Annotated in this window: 17 protein-coding genes; 16 read left to right on the top strand and 1 reads right to left on the bottom strand. The window is 31.5% G+C overall.

Annotated features, from left to right (window positions below; translation table 11 throughout):
* The 16 genes from AC3WR0_RS13655 to AC3WR0_RS13580 all read left to right on the top strand — a co-directional run.
* A partial coding sequence (locus AC3WR0_RS13655) for a polysaccharide pyruvyl transferase family protein (RefSeq protein WP_492552824.1) occupies nucleotides 1-1,095 on the top strand: 1,095 nt, incomplete at its 5' end.
* A 60-nt stretch (nucleotides 1,096-1,155) separates the two neighbouring features.
* Nucleotides 1,156-2,721 (top strand): MATE family efflux transporter, encoded by a 1,566-nt coding sequence (locus tag AC3WR0_RS13650; protein WP_492552823.1) that lies wholly within the window; start codon nucleotides 1,156-1,158, stop codon nucleotides 2,719-2,721.
* An 85-nt stretch (nucleotides 2,722-2,806) separates the two neighbouring features.
* The gene (locus AC3WR0_RS13645) at nucleotides 2,807-4,147 is read left to right on the top strand and encodes a glycosyltransferase family 2 protein (RefSeq protein WP_492552822.1); all 1,341 of its coding nucleotides are present in this window, start codon (nucleotides 2,807-2,809) and stop codon (nucleotides 4,145-4,147) included.
* Between the two features lie 111 nt (nucleotides 4,148-4,258).
* On the top strand, nucleotides 4,259-4,492 hold the full coding sequence (locus tag AC3WR0_RS13640) for a hypothetical protein (protein ID WP_492552821.1): 234 nt from the start codon (nucleotides 4,259-4,261) through the stop codon (nucleotides 4,490-4,492).
* Nucleotides 4,493-4,931: 439 nt separating this feature from the next.
* Nucleotides 4,932-6,044: a UDP-glucose 4-epimerase GalE gene (gene galE, locus AC3WR0_RS13635; protein WP_492552820.1), complete on the top strand. Its 1,113-nt coding sequence runs from the start codon at nucleotides 4,932-4,934 to the stop codon at nucleotides 6,042-6,044.
* Nucleotides 6,045-6,209: 165 nt separating this feature from the next.
* Entirely contained in the window at nucleotides 6,210-6,806 is a 597-nt protein-coding gene (locus AC3WR0_RS13630; RefSeq protein ID WP_492552819.1) for a sugar transferase, read from the top strand.
* Nucleotides 6,803-7,459 (top strand): acetyltransferase, encoded by a 657-nt coding sequence (locus tag AC3WR0_RS13625; protein ID WP_492552818.1) that lies wholly within the window; start codon nucleotides 6,803-6,805, stop codon nucleotides 7,457-7,459. The genes AC3WR0_RS13630 and AC3WR0_RS13625 overlap by 4 nt, the downstream gene beginning before the upstream one ends.
* 96 nt (nucleotides 7,460-7,555) lie before the next feature.
* Nucleotides 7,556-8,731, top strand: coding sequence for a DegT/DnrJ/EryC1/StrS family aminotransferase (locus tag AC3WR0_RS13620; protein ID WP_492552817.1), 1,176 nt, complete (start codon nucleotides 7,556-7,558; stop codon nucleotides 8,729-8,731).
* 215 nt (nucleotides 8,732-8,946) lie between these two features.
* On the top strand, nucleotides 8,947-9,618 hold the full coding sequence (locus AC3WR0_RS13615; protein ID WP_492552816.1) for a nucleotidyltransferase domain-containing protein: 672 nt from the start codon (nucleotides 8,947-8,949) through the stop codon (nucleotides 9,616-9,618).
* Nucleotides 9,619-10,088: 470 nt separating this feature from the next.
* A complete protein-coding gene (locus AC3WR0_RS13610; RefSeq protein WP_492552815.1) occupies nucleotides 10,089-11,273 on the top strand; it encodes a nucleotidyltransferase domain-containing protein in 1,185 nt (394 codons plus the stop codon).
* A 295-nt stretch (nucleotides 11,274-11,568) separates the two neighbouring features.
* Nucleotides 11,569-12,498: an aldolase gene (locus AC3WR0_RS13605; RefSeq protein WP_492552831.1), complete on the top strand. Its 930-nt coding sequence runs from the start codon at nucleotides 11,569-11,571 to the stop codon at nucleotides 12,496-12,498.
* A gap of 37 nt (nucleotides 12,499-12,535) precedes the next feature.
* Nucleotides 12,536-12,829, top strand: a complete 294-nt coding sequence (locus tag AC3WR0_RS13600; RefSeq protein WP_492552814.1) for a lasso peptide biosynthesis PqqD family chaperone — start codon at nucleotides 12,536-12,538, stop codon at nucleotides 12,827-12,829.
* Between the two features lie 77 nt (nucleotides 12,830-12,906).
* Complete coding sequence (locus AC3WR0_RS13595; RefSeq protein ID WP_492552813.1) at nucleotides 12,907-14,835, top strand: asparagine synthase-related protein; 1,929 nt, start codon at nucleotides 12,907-12,909, stop codon at nucleotides 14,833-14,835.
* A gap of 15 nt (nucleotides 14,836-14,850) precedes the next feature.
* Nucleotides 14,851-14,994: a paeninodin family lasso peptide gene (locus AC3WR0_RS13590; RefSeq protein ID WP_492552812.1), complete on the top strand. Its 144-nt coding sequence runs from the start codon at nucleotides 14,851-14,853 to the stop codon at nucleotides 14,992-14,994.
* A 118-nt stretch (nucleotides 14,995-15,112) separates the two neighbouring features.
* The gene (locus AC3WR0_RS13585) at nucleotides 15,113-15,568 is read left to right on the top strand and encodes a lasso peptide biosynthesis B2 protein (RefSeq protein WP_492552811.1); all 456 of its coding nucleotides are present in this window, start codon (nucleotides 15,113-15,115) and stop codon (nucleotides 15,566-15,568) included.
* A gap of 94 nt (nucleotides 15,569-15,662) precedes the next feature.
* Entirely contained in the window at nucleotides 15,663-17,468 is a 1,806-nt protein-coding gene (locus AC3WR0_RS13580) for an ABC transporter ATP-binding protein (RefSeq protein ID WP_492552810.1), read from the top strand.
* 369 nt (nucleotides 17,469-17,837) lie between these two features.
* Here the strand turns inward: AC3WR0_RS13580 and AC3WR0_RS13575 are convergent, their stop codons facing one another.
* Nucleotides 17,838-18,026: a chitobiase/beta-hexosaminidase C-terminal domain-containing protein gene (locus AC3WR0_RS13575; RefSeq protein WP_492552830.1), complete on the bottom strand. Its 189-nt coding sequence runs from the start codon at nucleotides 18,024-18,026 to the stop codon at nucleotides 17,838-17,840.
* Between the last annotated feature and the right edge of the window lie 646 nt (nucleotides 18,027-18,672).

Below are 18,672 nucleotides of genomic sequence, written 5' to 3'. Positions count from 1 at the left end.
GGTGATGATTTATTTATTAAAGTGTTATGTGAAAGATTTCCTAAGACTCAGTTTGTTTTATATGCACCAGGTAAGTATAAAAAATGTTTTCAGAATATTAGGAATTTAAGATGTTACTCTTCTGAGTCAATATTTAAAAGAATTATAAATCGTATTTTCAGGATATTCAAAGTAACTAACTACTTTGAAAGTATATTAGCTAAGAGTTGTGAGGCTGGAGTCTTAATTGGTGGGTCCCTCTTTATCCAAGGAGAAAATTGGAAAGATTATTTTCACAGATATACACAAAATAAAAAGCTAAAAAATAAACCTTTTTTCCTCTTAGGAGCAAATTTTGGACCCTATCATGAGAAAGAATATTATCTAAAGCACAAGGCACTATTTAATGAATTTACAGATATATGTTTTAGGGAAAAGTATTCATACAATATGTTTAAAGATTTACCAAATGTTAGGATGGCAGATGATATAATATTTCAGTTAAAAAAAAAAGATCTTCAAGAACATACTAACAACATTGTTATTTCTGTAATTAAGCCATCATACAGAAAGCACCTTAAGGATTACGATGAAATATATTACATGAAGATTAAAGATATTACAGTATATTTTATAGACAAAGGTTTTACTGTAACTCTTATGTCATTTTGTAAGCATGAAGATGATGAAGTAGCCATTGAAAACATAATGAAGTTAATTCCAAAACAGTACTTAAGTAAAGTTGAAAATTATTTTTATACTATAAATATTGAAGAGGCATTAAGTAAAATAGCAGTATCCAAATTTGTTGTAGCAACAAGATTTCATTCAATGATTTTGGGATGGGTTTATGATAAACCAGTATTCCCTATAGTATATAGTAAAAAAATGACTAACGTTATTGAGGATGTAGGATTTAATTGTTTTTATACAGATTTTAATAAAATTCAAAATGTTACACCAGAACAAGTTTTTGAATGTTATAAAACAAATTTAATTGATGTCTCAAAACAGGTTAAGAATGCAGAGTTGCATTTTGAAAAGTTAGATGAATACATAAATAAAGATACATTCCTTAACTTATCAAAGAAACTATTAAGTCTTAATAAGAACTAATAATTTTCAAAAGTTTGAGTTATAAGTGTTTAAGTTATCCACATTATTTAAGGAGTAAATATGAAAGCTAAACGAAGTTTTTATAATTTAGTATTTGGCATCGGAAGTCAACTTATTACGATGGCCTTAGGTATTGTTTTACCTAGGCTTTTCCTGGTTAATTTCGGATCTGAAACTAATGGACTTATGGCATCGATTGGGCAAATATTTGTTTATATGTCTCTCTTAGAAGCTGGTGTTGGTGCTGCTTCATTGCAAGCTTTATATAAGCCGATTTCAATTGATGACAAAAGAGATATTAATTCAATTTTAGCTGCTACTTCAAATTATTATAAAAAAACAGGTGTATATTATTTTTTCTCTGTAATAATATTTGCAATAATTTATCCGTTTATTATTAAGTCAAGTTTAAATGATTTAACCATTGTTACTATTATTTTGTTAACAGGTATGGGTGGTGTAATACGATATTATTTTCAAGGGAAATATACCATATTACTAAATGCTGAAGGAAAAGGGTACATAAATACATCTATTGTTACAATATTTAATATATTAATTAGTATCTTAAAAATAACATTGTTACTATTAGAATTTAGCATTGTAGCCATTCAAGTTTCATTCTTTGCTATAACAATATTACAATCAATAGCATTTCAAATTTATATTAGAAAAAATTATAGCTGGCTTGACTTACGAGTTAAACCTAATCTAAAAGCAATTGAGCAAAAAAGTTCAGTCCTGATCCATCAAATTTCATCATTAATCTTTACAAATACTGATATTCTATTGCTTACAATCTTTTGCGATTTGAAGGTTGTTAGCGTTTATGTAATCTATAATTTGATTTTTAGTATGATTGATAACGTTATATATACTGTTAATAGCAGTATAACATTTGCACTTGGACAAACCTATCATGAGAGTAAGGAAAAATATAAGAAATTTTATGATTTATATGAGATTTATTTTCTTGCTTTTGTTTTTTCCTTATTTGCAGTTACGTTTATTTTAATTTTACCCTTTGTCAAATTATACACAGAGGGGCTAAATGATACTAATTATATTGATACTTGGCTTCCAATTCTATTTGTCTCACTAAAACTATTAAGTTATGTACGTTCCCCTGCTGGCAATGCAATAAATATAGCAGGGCATTTTAAATTGACGCAAAACCGTTCTTTATTAGAAACAGCAATTAATCTGGTCTTGTCTCTTGTATTTGTTAATTTTCTTGGAATATACGGAGTGTTAATTGGCACTATTGCTGCTTTATTATATCGGTCTATAGATATGGTTATTTATACAAATAGGAAGATCTTGAATCGCAGTCCTTTAATAACTATAAAAAGATGGTTACTTAATGCTGGCTTATTTATAGGAATTATCTTTATTGCGAACATTATTAATATAAATCCAACATCATACATGGGTGTTATACTCTGGGGCATTATTTTAAGTGCTATTATAATTCCCTTATTTTTAGTTTTAAGCACTTGGTTAGAAAAAGAGGTTTATAAATATTCAAAAGTCTATCTTAAAATTTATTTTAATAGGATTTTAGGAAAAAGAAAAACTCTAATATTTAAATCGAAAAAATTAACAGCCAATAAAAATTATAAATAAATACGTAGAAGGCTTAAAGCATAAAATCAAGCTTATTCTATTGGTCCTAACATAAAACGTGTAATACTAATTTTGGGGGATAGTTATGAATATTGAAAGTGAAATGCAAAAAACCTGTCACATATTAATTGAATCTATTAATGAATATTTCAATAAGTCAAAAAATGGGTTATTAAGTTTTGATGAATTAATAGATGAAATTAGCTATCTTAAAGAAAAAGAACTAAAGAGTAGTAAGAATGATTCTATAGGAACACTATTCGAATTAATTCATTCTTATATAAAGGGAAAGGTTTCAAATGGAGTTCTTAATTTATATTTAGAAAAACAATTTTTGATTAATAAAACGGAGAGGGAGAAATTCTTAACAAACCTTAAAATTTTATGTGACCAGATAGGGTGCATTGAAAAAACTGCAATTTTACCAAGTAGAATCAATCATCCAAAAGTTAGTGTTATTATAACAACATATAATCGTAAAAATTATCTTAAGCAAGCCATAGAGAGTTTTCTACAACAGGATTATCCGAATATTGAGATAATCGTAATAGACGACTATTCTAATGACGGTACGGAAAATATGATGGAAGAGATCTACGCAACGCAACGGAAAGTAATATATATGAGAAATGCAAAAAACATGGGGCCAGGAAATAACCGTAGAATAGCTTTTAATGCATTTGCCGATGGGGAATACGTACTTTTTTTTGACGATGATGATTATCTTGTTGACATGAATTATATAAGTAAGGCAGTAAACTTTCATATTAAACATCACGATGTATCTTTTGTTGCAGCAAATGTTTTTTTTGAGTATTCAAGAACTAACCAATTTAAAACCTCGTCATTGAATTTTAACGAAGTAATTAATGGGGAAAAGTATTTTATGAGATTCGAAAAACCAGGATATCCAAAGCCGGCATCTACTTTAACTACTCTGTTTAAACGAGAAGCCCTTATAAAAATGAATTTAGTAGATATGAAAATGGTAAATGATGCTTCGATTTATTTACGTTCATTATTAGTAGGAGATGCTGGTTTTATTGATGTTATAGCTGGCGTTTATAGAATACATGGAGATAATATAACTTTTAGTTGTAGTCGTGAATTTATAGTGCAAAATTTAGAGGAGAAAATGGATATTAAAAACATGGCAATAGAGCAATATAGATATGATCAAAATCAAATGGATGATTGGTTTGATTATAATGCTCATAGTACAATTTCATATTTCCTTGTAAACTCTGCTAAAGACTCCCAAGATTTTAATTACATGTTTGATTGGGTACATAAAAATTGTCCGAGAATTCATAAAAAATTAAGACATGAAATCTCTAGGTATTTATTAAAAAGAAAGCTACGTAAGTTTGGTTTTATTTTTAATAGTGTTCGTATAGTAAGAAGTGTATTAAACAATGATAAATAACTTAATATGATTTATTAACTCAAAAGGAATTAATTTACAGTGGTATTTTTAGGTAGATTTTAATAGGATTTTTTTAGATAAATAGTATCCAAATGGTATTGGTGAACCAATATGAAAAATAAAAGGAAAAGGTTTAAATATTTATTGATTGTAACATTAATTCTATTATTTTCTTTAATGATATTTTGTATTAATGCAGGTAAATTACTAGCTGGAAAGGATATGTCGCAAAAATCAAACGCAATTATTGTACTAAGTATTGATAATGGAAGGTTAGAAAAAGGAATTTTATTATTTAAGGCTGGATATGGAAGATGGAATACCAAAAAGTTCAATTATCCTTGAAAATAAGGCAGTTAACACGTATACCAATGCTTTGTATTCAATGATGCTAATGAAAAAAAACAACTTAATTCTGTAATTGTAGTAACAAGTGAATATCATATGTTGCGAAGTAAATTCATCTTTCACAAGGTATATAAAGGTTCCGATATAAAATTATCTTACTCTTCATCAAAGTTCTTAGCCTTTAATCCGAAAAAATGGTGGGAAAATAAGGCGAGTAGAAATGTGCTTTTTACTGAATATCTTAAATTAGCTAGATATATAATTATTTATTAAAAGGTACAATTGTTGATTGTATAGATAATTAAAACTTATATTAAAAAGGGCATCTCAATAGTTAATTGAGATGTTTTTTTTAATAAAATGATTAATTCAGTTATGTCTAATAAAAATGTGAAAAAGCTTATAAAGAATAGTTGGGAACTAGGAGGGATAAATAATGAGAATTTTAATTACTGGTGGGGCTGGTTATATTGGCAGTCATACTTGTGTGGAATTATTGAATGAAGGTTATGAAATCATAGTGGTGGATAACTTCTCAAATAGTAAGCCAGAGGCCATAAACCGTATTCGTGAGATTTCAAAAAAGGATTTTAAGTTTTATCAAGCAGATTTACTTAATAAGAGTGCATTAGATGAGATATTTTCTGAAAATGAGATTGATGCCGTAATTCACTTTGCGGGCTTAAAGGCAGTTGGAGAGTCTGTGACTCTACCGCTTAGGTATTACCATAATAACATTACTGGTACTCTTCAATTGTGTGAAGTAATGAAAAGCTATGGAGTCAAAAAGTTAGTTTTTAGTTCTTCAGCTACTGTATATGGAATGTCGGAAAGTGTACCTCTATCTGAATACTCACAAATTTGGGCAACAAATCCGTATGGTCGTTCCAAACAGATGATTGAAGACATCTTACGAGATTTGTTTGTATCTGACCATGAATGGAGTGTTGCCCTTTTGCGTTATTTCAATCCTATTGGTGCACATAAAAGTGGTCGAATTGGTGAAGATCCAAATGGTATTCCAAACAATCTAGTTCCATACATTTCACAGGTCGCAGTTGGTAAGCTTAATGAACTTAAGGTTTTTGGTAATGATTACGCAACTGAGGATGGAACTGGTGTTAGAGATTATATCCATGTAGTTGATTTAGCAATTGGGCATTTACGAGCTCTCGAAAAGGTTTTGGCTTTGAAAGGTGTTGAGGCATACAACCTTGGCACTGGGAGAGGTTATAGTGTATTAGAAATGGTCGAGGCTTTCGAGAAAGTATCTGGAAGGAAAATCTCATATCGTATTGTCGATCGCCGTCCAGGTGACATAGGGTTATGTTATTCAAATCCATCAAAGGCAAAAAATGAATTAGGATGGACGGCAAATAAAGGTATTGAAGAGATGTGTGAAGATACATGGAGATGGCAAGTCAATAACCCTAATGGCTACGAATTAGATAGTGAGGTAAGTAGGGAAAATTATATAAATGGAAAACCCCGTGTACTTGTTAGAAGTACAGGGGGTTTTTATTGTAAAAAGCGGGGAATAGAAATATGAATTTTTCTAAAAAATTGACTGAAAAGCACTTACAAGAAATCCTTATGAATACTTATAAATTAGGTGAATAAACAGCTAACCTTCATGTAAGTGATTTAATAAAGGAAATAGAAAAACAAATTTTTGTTGCTTTAAATCAATAAATTAATAGGAGAATGGTTGCCAATGAAGCGGCTTTTTGATCTAATTGTTTCCGTTTTATTATTTTTATGTTTTATACCAATTATAATCATTATCGCCGTTATGGTTAGATTCAAGCTAGGATCACCAATCCTATTCAAACAAGAACGTCCCGGTTTACATGGTAAACCTTTTTATCTTTATAAAATTCGAACAATGACAAATCAAAGAGATAATAAAGGTAATTTACTTCCCGACCAATTAAGACTTACCCCTTTCGGGAAGTTCCTCAGAAAGTTTAGTTTGGATGAATTTCCGCAGCTAATCAATGTTATAAAAGGGGATTTAAGTTTAGTTGGACCAAGGCCGCTATTAATGGATTATCTACCTTTATATTCAGAAGAACAATCGAAAAGGCATTACGTAAGACCTGGTATTACTGGATGGGCACAGGTCAATGGAAGAAATAGCATTTCATGGGAAGATAAATTCATATTAGATGTCTGGTATGTTGAAAATCAAAGCTTTCTATTAGATATGAAAATATTATATTTAACATTATACAAAGTACTTAAATCAGAAGGGATACAAAACGGGAATCACGTTACAATGCCAGTTTTCAAGGGAGGCATCGAAAAGTGAACAGTATTGTAGTTTTTGGCTCTGGTGGCCATGCAAAAGTTGTTGTTGATATTGTCGAGAAGATGAATCAATACCAAATCATTGGTTTGATTGATAACTTTAAGCCAATAGGGACAGTTGTCTACGGTTATGAGGTTCTGGGTGACGAAACGTTTATTAAAAATAATAAAAATTCGATTAAGGGGGGGATTGTAGCGATTGGAGATAACTGGACAAGGTCGGAAGTAGTCAACCGAGTACTTGCATTGGACCCTGATTTTAAATTTATTTCAGCAGCCCATCCTACTTCTTCCATAGCAAAAGGCGTTCAGCTTGGCGAGGGTACAGTAATCATGGCTGGTGCTATTGTAAATAGTGACACAATTATCGGTAAACATTGCATTTTAAACTCCAAGTCTTCTATTGATCATGATAGCCGATTAGGTGATTTTGTGACCATTGCCCCTAATGCTACTACGGGAGGAAATATTTTAATCGGTGAATATTCAACTTTGTCACTTGGTGCAAATGTCATTCATTCAAAAAAAATTGGTGAACACACGGTTATTGGTGCAGGATCCACAGTTTTAACAGATATTGAATCTTATGTAGTGGCTTATGGAATACCTGCTAAGGTAATTAGAAGGAGAGAAAAAAAGGAAAGTTACCTATAGGTATTGTTTAGTTTGAATAAGAATAAGTTAAATTAACGAAAATTTTCTGAAGGAATGCAAATGCATTCTTTTTTTATTTTATAAGGCGGTGTTTATATGAAAATGGTTACGACGAATAAGAAAATCTATCTATCTCCTCCACATATGAGTGGTAATGAGCAAAAGTATATTAAAAATGCATTTGATTCTAATTGGATTGCCCCATTAGGTCCTAATGTAGATGCTTTTGAAAAGGAGATGGCCACTTATGTAGGAGTCAATGATGCTGTAGCCGTAAGCTCAGGTACAGCCGCTATACATTTGGCCCTCTGTTTGTTAAATGTTGGAGTAGGGGACAAAGTATTTTGTTCAAGCCTCACCTTTATCGCAAGTGCAAATCCGATTGTTTATCAAGGTGCTGAACCTATTTTTATTGATTCAGAACCAGAAACATGGAACATGTCACCTGTAGCATTAGAAAAAGCCTTAAGTGATGCAAAAAAGGAAGGACATTTGCCAAAAGCAGTTATTGTTGTAAATTTATACGGTCAAAGTGCCAAAATGGATGAAATTATCTCATTATGTAACCAGTATCACGTACCGGTTATAGAAGACGCTGCAGAGTCACTTGGTTCATCCTATAAAGGAAAAGCAAGTGGGACATTTGGTAAATATGGTGTTTATTCTTTTAATGGCAATAAGATCATTACTACATCAGGTGGAGGAATGCTTGTTTCTGATGATGTTGAAGGATTGCGTAAAGCCCGTTTCCTAGCCACACAAGCAAGGGATCAAGCCCCTCACTATCAACATAGTGAAATGGGATATAATTATCGATTGAGTAATCTATTGGCTGGGGTTGGAAGAGCTCAATTAGAAGTAATAGAAGATAGAGTAGATGCTCGAAGAGAAATTTTTAATCGTTATTCCCAGGAATTATCCGACTTACCTGGCATTAAGTTTATGCCTGAATTAAGAGAAACAAGGTCAAATAGATGGTTAACAACTCTAACAATAGAGGAAGCAGGGCCAAATGACATCTATTCTATGTTAGAATCCTTGGCTGAAAAAAATATTGAAGCACGACCAATATGGAAACCTCTTCATCTGCAACCTCTTTTTAACGGAGCAAAATATTATCCTCATAAAGAAAATGACAATGTTTCTGAACGTTTATTTGAAACAGGGTTCTGTCTTCCATCTGGATCCAATATGACTGAGGAGGACCAATTGAGGGTAATTAGTTGTATTAGAAATACAATAATTAATAAATATAGGCTTTTAAATGTTTAATGGTAAGATGCAACAAATTAATTCTCTCAATTTAAACTATAAAAACAGTATTGTTTTCTATATAGAATCATGATATGTTCTATTTATAGAACAAAAAGAGACAAAACAAAACGGGGGAGGGAGAAATTTGAGCCTATCGCTAGTTCAAGCATTATATGAACCACAGACTAAATTACCAATCGAATCAAGTTTTTATCAATCTGCTCAAGAAGATATTGAATTTTTTGGAATCTCCCCCCCAAGTTTATTATCTATTAAAACAACAAGGGAAACTTGAGCAAACACCACTGTTTTTTCAGGATCGTTTGAAACAAAATTATACGGCAGCATTGTTCCAGAACATCTTTATTAAAAATCAAACAGAACTAATTTTAAACATATTTGAAAAGAATGGGATTGATGTTATTCCGCTTAAAGGTATAGTTTTTGCCGAAAAATACTTTGGGCAAATAGGAGCTAGACCCACTTCTGATATTTATTTTCTAATAAAAAAAGATGACATTAAAAAGGCGGTTGAATGCATTAATTTAGTAGGATTGACAATAGAAGAAGATCCTATTCCCAATCATTTTCATTATAACTTTAGTAAAGAAATTCAGAATTCTCCTTTTCCTTTAACAGTTGAAATCCATTGGGACATATTGAATGAGGATACAGCTGAATTAAAAATTGAGGAGTTTTGGAGTCAAGCGCAATCAATAAAAACCTACAAACATGTCAAGGAATTTTCAGATTATCATACTTTTTATATGATTTGTCTTCATGGTTGGAGACATAATTTAATTTCACTTAAGTATTTTATTGATATTATTCAACTTATTTGTGAACTTAATGATAAATTGGATTATACCGTTTTGCTAAAGGATGCATCCAACCATAAGCGTTGAAAAGGATGATCAGGACATTATCAATTGTTTATCGGTATTTTCCATTTCTGGATAATATAAAGGAATTCGGTGAAAAGAGAAATATTCCTTTTTGGGATTATAATGCTTATAGAAATTTAAATAAAAAAATATTAAAATATATTTAGATTATATTAATTACCAATTTTTTGGATACGATTCCATGAAACATAGTTATGTAGAAATAAGGAACTGGCTCCTTCCCTCTAAGTTAGAAGTATCAAATGAATTAGGGGTTAAAGTGAAAAGGTTTCCATATTTAAAACTGTATAAAAAGAGATTAGGAAGTTTTTTAAAAGCTACTCTTTAAGATTACATGTTAATCTATTAACAAGTTGCTCTTTTTAAAGGACACGAAAAGTAATATCCGGATTCCTTTGCTATTTTTAAAGCCATTTTTGAAAAATCATTCAATTTTAAACAGGACTATAGGATGTCTAAGGGAGAAGAAAATGAGTAACTATTTCAGTCTGAATTTAGGAAACATACCAAAAGAATTAAAATTTTTACTTGAAATCATTACATTTGAAAATGACAAGAAGTTTAATTTTAATAGCATAGAATCAGATATCGACTGGAATCTTTTCCTAGAGCTTGCTAAACACCACCGTCTTTATCCAATATTATATTCTAAATTAAAAATGATAGATAAAAAATTGATTCCCCCACATATAGTTCAAATTCTGTATCATGAATATAAAAAAAATACATTTGAAATGCTGCATTTAAGTGCTGAAATGGAACAAATAAGCAATTTATTCTCAGAGAATAATATAAGGATTATTATTTTAAAAGGGCCAATTCTAGCTTTGGATTTCTATGGGGATATTTCTCTTCGTACAAGTGGTGATTTAGATGTCCTAATTCCAATTGTTGATCTTAATAAAGTGGATAAACTACTTCTTGAGAATGGTTTTGTTAAAGAAGACTCAATTGAGACCAAATTAAATGATTGGAGATGGAGGTATCATCATTTAACTTATATTCATCTTGGGAGAAGAGTGAAATTGGAAATTCATTGGAGATTAAATCCAGGACCTGGAAAGGAACCATCATTTAATGGATTATGGGAGAGAAAAAGAATCAGTACTCTTACAGCTAGCCCAATTAACCATTTAGGAGTAGAGGATTTATTTTTCTTCCTTGTTACACATGGCGCCCGACATGGATGGTTTAGACTTCGTTGGTTGGTTGATATTCATGAAATTGTACGAAAAAGAATTGACTGGACCACCATAATTAAGTTACTTAGGGAATATCAGTATCCCCTTCATATAGGAGGCCATGCACTGCTTCTATCTTCACAGTTATTAAAAACCCCATTAAATAAAGATATGAGACAATTGATGAAAGGAAAGAATACATATTTATTAGCTCAAAAAACAATTTTTTATTTGGAACAAATGGTAAATCTTCATTCAGACCCACTTCCAGAATATATTTCAAATTACTATAATCGTTATTTATTTTCAATGAAGTCTAATTATCAAAAAATTTTGTTAGTATTAAGTATCTTTTATCCTGCAATTACAGATTTAAAAACTATAAAATTACCGAAGTCTCTGTTCTTCTTATATTTTCCTTTAAGACCGTTTTTATGGATTATAAGGAAAACTAGGAAACATTTAATATCCTAGGATCACAACCAAATTTATGTGAAATTGTATTAGCTTGTGTTATTGCTGTATAGCAACTAGAAATTTTATTATGCAATAACAAAATAACTAAAAATAGTTTAGAATTATTTTGTTGACAAATTATTTTTTAAATGATAAATTAATTGTAGAAAGTTGTTCTTTATTAAGAACACAAAAGAAAAGGGTCATTGTTCAATATAAAAAGGTTGAAATAACTTTTTTACGAAAAAATATTTTGTCTGAGAGTTTTCTTTATATTACATAATCATAATACGGAGTGATCATTTTGCTAACTATGTTAAACAAGAAAATATATAAAGCTTTTGGTTTTAACATTTTAAGTGAAATCCCCTTTATGGAATTAGAAACAATTTCTTTAGATATAGAGGAAATAGAACCGGATATAACAATTGAGTTAACTGATATAGGTGGACATTGGAAAGAAAAATATAACTCTTCTAAAGAACTCTTAATAGTTAAGGACGATTGTGTGATGTTTAATCTTCCTGGTAAAGCCACTTTCCTAGTTGAAGGTGGTAATAAGATCAGTATTTCACCTCTAGAAGATTATGATGAAGATTTAATCAAACTCTATTTGCTTGGTACATGTATGGGAATTATACTCATGAAGAACAGAATATTCCCCTTACATGGAAGTGTTATAGAAATTAATGATAAAGGATACGCATTTATTGGAAACTCAGGCGTAGGGAAGTCTACTTTAGCATCAGCATTTTTAAACAGAGGCTACAAACTCTTAAGTGACGATGTAATCCCAATTAGGTTCTCTGAAGATAATAAGCCATTTATTACTCCTTCTTATCCTCAGCAAAAACTTTGGCAAGATTCTATGGAACTTTATGGTATGGACCCAGTAAACTATCGATCAATATTTGGAAGAGAGACAAAATTTTCTATTCCGGTAGTAACCTCTAACTTTAGCTCCAAGCCAGTGGAACTGGGGGGGATATTTGAATTAGTAAAATTTGCGGGGAAAGTTATATCCATTACACCTATTGAGAACCTTTACAGGTTAAAAACAATATTTGATCACACATTTCGGAACTTACTTATTTCAAGTTTAGGAATTATGGATTGGCATTTTGAAGTTTCTGCAAAAATTTTAAAACAAACGAGTTTGTATAGAATACAAAGACCTGATAATGGATTTAGTGCCAATTCAATAGTAACAGAAATTCTTAATACCATCGATGCTCATAAATGATTCATTATTTTAATTTTAAAATAACAGGAGAAGAAAAATGATTAAAAATCAATCTATTCAGTTAACGAGTAAGGTTTCTCAATGCGAAGGGAATTTAGTAAGTGATATGGACGGAGAAAAGGTTATGCTTAGTATCCAAAATGGTAAATATTATAATTTAGGTAGTATAGGTGGAGATGTTTGGGAATTAGTAAATTCACTTAAATCTGTGAATGAATTAGTTTCTGAACTAACGAAGCGGTACACTGTTGACCAGTATGAATGTGAAACTCACGTTCTTGAATTCTTAAATCAACTTCTTGAAGAAAAACTAATTAAAATTGAGGATTAGTAAATTTTTTTGTATAATCGTTCTTTAAAACGAATTAATTTTCGCTATAAAAAATGGTGGTTTTAATGGGGGAGAAAATGAGTGCTATCTTAGGGATCTATAATATCAACAAAGAGCCAGTTAATACCGAGCACAGTAAAGGGATGATGAAGGAGTTGCAAAAATATCCATATGATAGGATTGCACATTTATGCAATGAGGATATTTTTATGGGTTGTCTTATGCAATGGGTTACACCCGAAGCTTCTTACGAAGTTCTCCCATATTATGATACCAAAAGAGAGCTAGTTATAACGGCAGACGCTATTCTTGATAACCGAAATGAGTTATTTGAAAAGCTGCAAGTAAAAAGAGAGCATCAACAAAAAATATCGGATAGTGCGTTAATTTTACTTTCTTATGAAAAGTGGAAAGATGAATGTCCCAAGCATTTTATTGGAGATTTTTCATTTATGATTTGGGATAGGAAAAGACAAAGGTTATTTGGTGCAAGAGACTTTTCTGGAGCACGATCTATGTACTATACTTTCAATCATAATCGGTTTGTATTTTCAACTACTCTATCACCTATTCTTTCGTTACCGTTTGTAGATAAGACGCTAAATAGAGAGTGGGCTGCTGAATTCCTTGCGATTTTTCATCAGTTCGACTCAGTAGATACCTTTATAACACCATATAAGCATATTCAGCAATTACCTCCAGCGCACTCTATATCTGTGTGTAATGGTAACGTTAAACTATCAAGATACTACACTTTTTCTAGCGGAGATAAACTGAAGTTAAAAACAAGCGGAGAGTATGAAGAAGCATTTATTGATGTGCTAAGTACTGCAGTAAAGGCAAGGATACGTACGCCTTACCAAATAGGAGCACAACTAAGTGGTGGATTAGACTCAAGCACAATTGTTAGCTTAGCTGCTAGACAACTTTTTCAACAAGAAAAAAAACTATTAACTTTCAGTCATGTACCAGTAAAGGATTTTGTTGAAAAAGGTTCAAATAGATACATAAGTGATGAGACACCACTTATTAAATCAACTGTAAATTATGTTGGAAATATTAAAGATTTTTATTTGGATTTAGAAGGTAGAAATCCTTTCAACGAAATAGAACCTTGGCTTGATATTATCGAAATGCCATATAAGTTTATAGAGAATTCATTTTGGATTCGGGGTATATATGAGAAGGCAAGCCAAGAAGGTGTAAGAGTTTTGTTAAGTGGAGCAAGGGGCAATTTAACAATCTCTTGGGGAGACATTGACAATCATTATGTTGGTCTTTTAAGAAAAATGCGATTAAAGAAGCTCAATCATGAACTTAATATGCTTAGTATGCAACAAGATGTACCAAAATATAAAATTGCTAAGGTGTTGTTTAAGGAAGCGTTTTCCTTATTAGGTAACCGTAACCAGAGAGAAGGATCTAATGGGGATTTCCTTCCTACTTTAATAAATCCTGAATTTGCGAAGAAGACTAAAGTCTTTAAAAGGATCCAAGATCTAACGAATTCCTCTTCACAAAGTAAGTCTGAACGTAGAGAGAACGTATATAAGCAGCTCTATGGATGGAACGTTGTTGGAAATGTGTCAACCAGAATGTCTCTACAACATTCCGTAATGGAACGTGATCCTACAAATGATTTACGTGTTATAAAATTTTGTTTCTCTGTGCCGGAAGACCAATTTGTACGAAATGGTTTGGATAGGGCGCTTGTTCGCCATTCAATGAAGAGATTACTTCCAGAAGATGTAAGGTTAAATTTTAAAAGAGGAATACAAGCAGCTGACTGGATTCACCGTATGAGTTCTTCTTGGGATTACTATGTTGAAAGACTTGAAAAATTGTGTTCAGATCCTGATGTCGCAGAGTTTTTAAACCCAGAAGTCCTTAAGAATGCTCTAAATAAAGCAAGAAGAGGACCTTTAAGAGAATATGAGTCGGATCCAGATATTAGATTGTCAATGCGGGGGCTTGTATTTTCAAAATTCATCAGTAATTTATATTGAAAGGAGGTGATATCTATGAAGAAGCAATGGTCTCAGCCAAAACTGGAAATTCTTGATGTGGCTTTAACAGCGTTAGGATCTGGTGGTACTAAAAGAGATGGATATCTTTACGATGAAGAAAATGGTAAAATCGTTACAGAATTCTTTAAACCAAGTTGATCTAAATTTTTTCACAAGGCCCCTAATCCAATGGCTTAGGGGTTTTTAATATAATTTAATGATCATTAATACTTGTTTTATTTAGGTTGGTGAAATACTTTTTCCATGATGAGGAAGGTTGAACACCTTGAGAAAATTTATGCTATTTCTTTCGATGAGTTCTAGTGCAAAGTGGATATTTGTTGAAACATATTTTTATTTAGGGTTTGCTAAAATAATGAAAACTATGCCATTTTCTAAAATTGTTCCATATCTTGGTGTACCAATGTTAGAAACCTCATATAAACAAAGTCCTGATACCTTAAAAGTGATTCACACTGTATCACAGTCTATTAATATTATGAGTCGCTATACCTTTTGGGAAACTAAGTGTCTTGATAGAGCCATCGCTGCTATGAAAATGCTCGAAAGACGTAAAATCGATAGCACTTTATATTTAGGTACATCCCGAGATGAAAAAGGTAAAATGAATGCCCATGCATGGCTCCGTAGTGGGCCATATTATGTGACTGGAGCAGATGTTATGGAAAAGTTTACAGTAGTTGCTAAATTTTCAAAAAAGTTAAATATTTAAGTCCAAAAGGTACATTTAAATAGGTAATTTTAAACCGTTTAACTGGACCTGAAGAATAACGAGGAAACATGCGTTATCCTAGGAGGTAGATTTAATGAGAAATGTTTTATATTTTGCAAAGAGGATTCATTCTTTTGCAGGGAACATTCTATATTTAAACTTAATAGGTATGGTATTAATTAGTTTATTTGAAGGTATTGGAATTTTTTTGTTAGTGCCTTTAATCAATTTATCCGGAATTTTTAATTTTCAGTCGCAAACAGCTCTCCCTCTTCAATCAATCTCTAAAATTTTTGAAGGTATACCTGATAATTTTAGCTTACCACTTATTTTATTAATATATATATTACTTGTTTTTGGACAAGGTTTTTTCCAAAGGAATCAAATTATTTTAAGTGGGAAAATTCAACAAGGATTTATTCGGCATTTAAGAGATGAAACATATAAATCCATCATTGAAGCTAATTGGGGATTTTTCTTAAATCAAAGAAAATCTGATCTTATCAATTTAATGACAACAGAATTATCACGTGTTGCTGGAGGAACACAAATGTTTCTTCAGTTCTTGACTTCTCTTGTTTTTACTATTATACAGATTAGTATTGCACTTTTGTTATCAGCGAAGATGACATTAGCTATTTTATTATTTGGTTTTATACTTATTTTCCTTTCTAGAAAATTTATTCTTGGATCGAGTTCGTTAGGGCAAGAAACTGTTGAATTATCAAAGATGTATTTGGCAGGTATTACGGATCATTTTAATGGAATTAAAGAGATTAAAAGTAATTCCTTAGAAAAATCCCATTTGCATTGGGTTCGTTCTTTTAGTAGTAAATTAGAGAATAATATTAATAAATTGATAAAATTGAATACGGCATCTCAATTTAATTATAAAGTGGCTTCTGCTTTCTTAATTTCCGGTTTTATATTTTTTTCTGTTAAAATGTTTCAAGCACAATCAGCTCAATTGATGCTAATTGTAGTCGTTTTTTCTAGATTGTGGCCCAAGGTTAGTAACATTCAGTCAACACTAGAACAATTAGGTTCATTATCTCCTTCATTTAAAGCCCTCATTGATTTACAAAATGAATGCGTCAAAGCAAAGGAGTTAAGTGAAGAGAACTATTTGGAAGTACAACCCATTGAAATTGAAAATGGGTTAGAATGTAGGAATGTATATTTCCGTTATAACCAAAAAGAAAATATATACGCTCTTCAAAACATAAATGTTCAAATCCCTACAAATCATATGACCGCCATTGTTGGATCTTCAGGTGCCGGAAAAAGCACATTGATCGATTTATTAATGGGACTTAATCAACCAGAAAAGGGAGAAGTATTAGTAGACGGCGAGCCTCTTACATATGATAATTTACTATCATTAAGGCGAGCTATTAGCTATGTTCCTCAAGATCCATTTCTTTTTAACGCAAGCATTAGAGATAACTTATTATTAATAAACCCAAATGCAACTGAAGAACAGATTGGGGATGTGATAGAGTTCTCATCAGCAGCTGAATTTGTAAAGAAATTGCCTCAGGGTCTTGATACATTAATTGGTGATCGTGGAATACGACTTTCTGGCGGAGAACGGCAACGACTAGTTCTCGCACGTGCAATTTTACGAAAACCGTCTATTCTTGTTTTAGATGAAGCAACAAGTGCATTGGATACAGAAAATGAGACCAAAATCCAAGAGGCCATTGAACGTTTAAAAGGTACAATGACAATCATTGTGATTGCCCATAGGTTATCCACAATTCGAAATGCAGACCAAGTTATTGTTTTAGATGAAGGAAAGGTTGTTCAAATAGGTAAGTTTAATCAGTTAGCAAAAGAAAAGAGAAGTATGTTTGGTAAATTGTTAAGCAAGCAAGTGGAAGTTGGTACTTACAATTAGGTTTAAAAAATTGGAATAGAATTTCTTCCATTTATGTTGTGGTCCTTTTAATAGAAAAGAAATAAGATGTAACGACATATGTGGGTGGAATGAAAATGCATGTGCGTTTGAAGCAGTGGAAAAGAAGGGGAAAACATACCTATTGTACGAGATATGCTCTCTCGATCAGGAAATAAGGTAATCAATTTATCTAGCTCTCTTGGAAGACTAGCATACTTCCACTCTAAAGAACTTTTATGAAATCAAAAACATGAGTAAGAAAAAATCAAGGGAGTTCATATCGAACCCCCGATTTCTTCTTTTCTTGTATGACATTAACTTTTATTATATTACTTTCATAATCGTAGCAGAGCTTACAAAGTTACTGTTTCATGAAATGTCTATTGCAAAATACTTTATAGTAGTTGTATCGATTAACGTAATAGTTCCATTATAGACCCTACTTGATTTTGTTGCTGTCGTACCATCTAAAGTATAATGAATAGTTGCATGTTCATTAGGCCATAAATAAACTTTTGTTGATGCTTTTGAAAAGGTTGATCCATCAGCGGGGGGAATCGTATAACCAAAGGTTTTGTGTTAGGCTGGTTTTATTTATGAATAGCCTCCATTGGAATAAAAGATTCTCTTTGTATGCTATAATTTCACAGCTGCTTAAATCAACAAATGTTGTATTTCCAGATATTGTGTAAACTGGATTATCAGATTTAAAATTAATTGTACGCTTATAATCATCAACTATAATAATCCTTTGGTAACGACCACTGAATAAAGTATATATGATTGAAAGATAAAAGTAGCTGAATCGGTGCTTGGCTTATAAAAAAAGTCTTTCCACCAGTAAAAATAGGAGTATCATTTAACCCACATAAACGGAAATGTTGAAATTCCTCCCATATACTACTCCCCTGTTAACCTTAAAACATCATTTACAATTGGGGCGACCTTATCACTAAATAGATATCTTTATCTGCCATTACTGGTTCATAAATTTGAAAATTCCCTGATCCTGCAACCACAATGTTTGTACCGTTTCCTTAAAAGTACGGAGTTCCATAACTATATCTACCCCTAGTGAAGATTCCAATTCCACAAAATCTGGAAGGAATGCCCTTACATACCAACCTGTGCAAAAGTAATACCGAAAATTGCTACATTATGAAAAACTCCAAAATCCCAAATGTTATTAACATTTACTGGCTCG

The organism is Neobacillus sp. FW104-15D2 (genome assembly GCF_058790155.1).
Note: the sequence above shows the minus strand (reverse complement) of the source record. Positions and strands in the feature narration are given on the sequence as shown.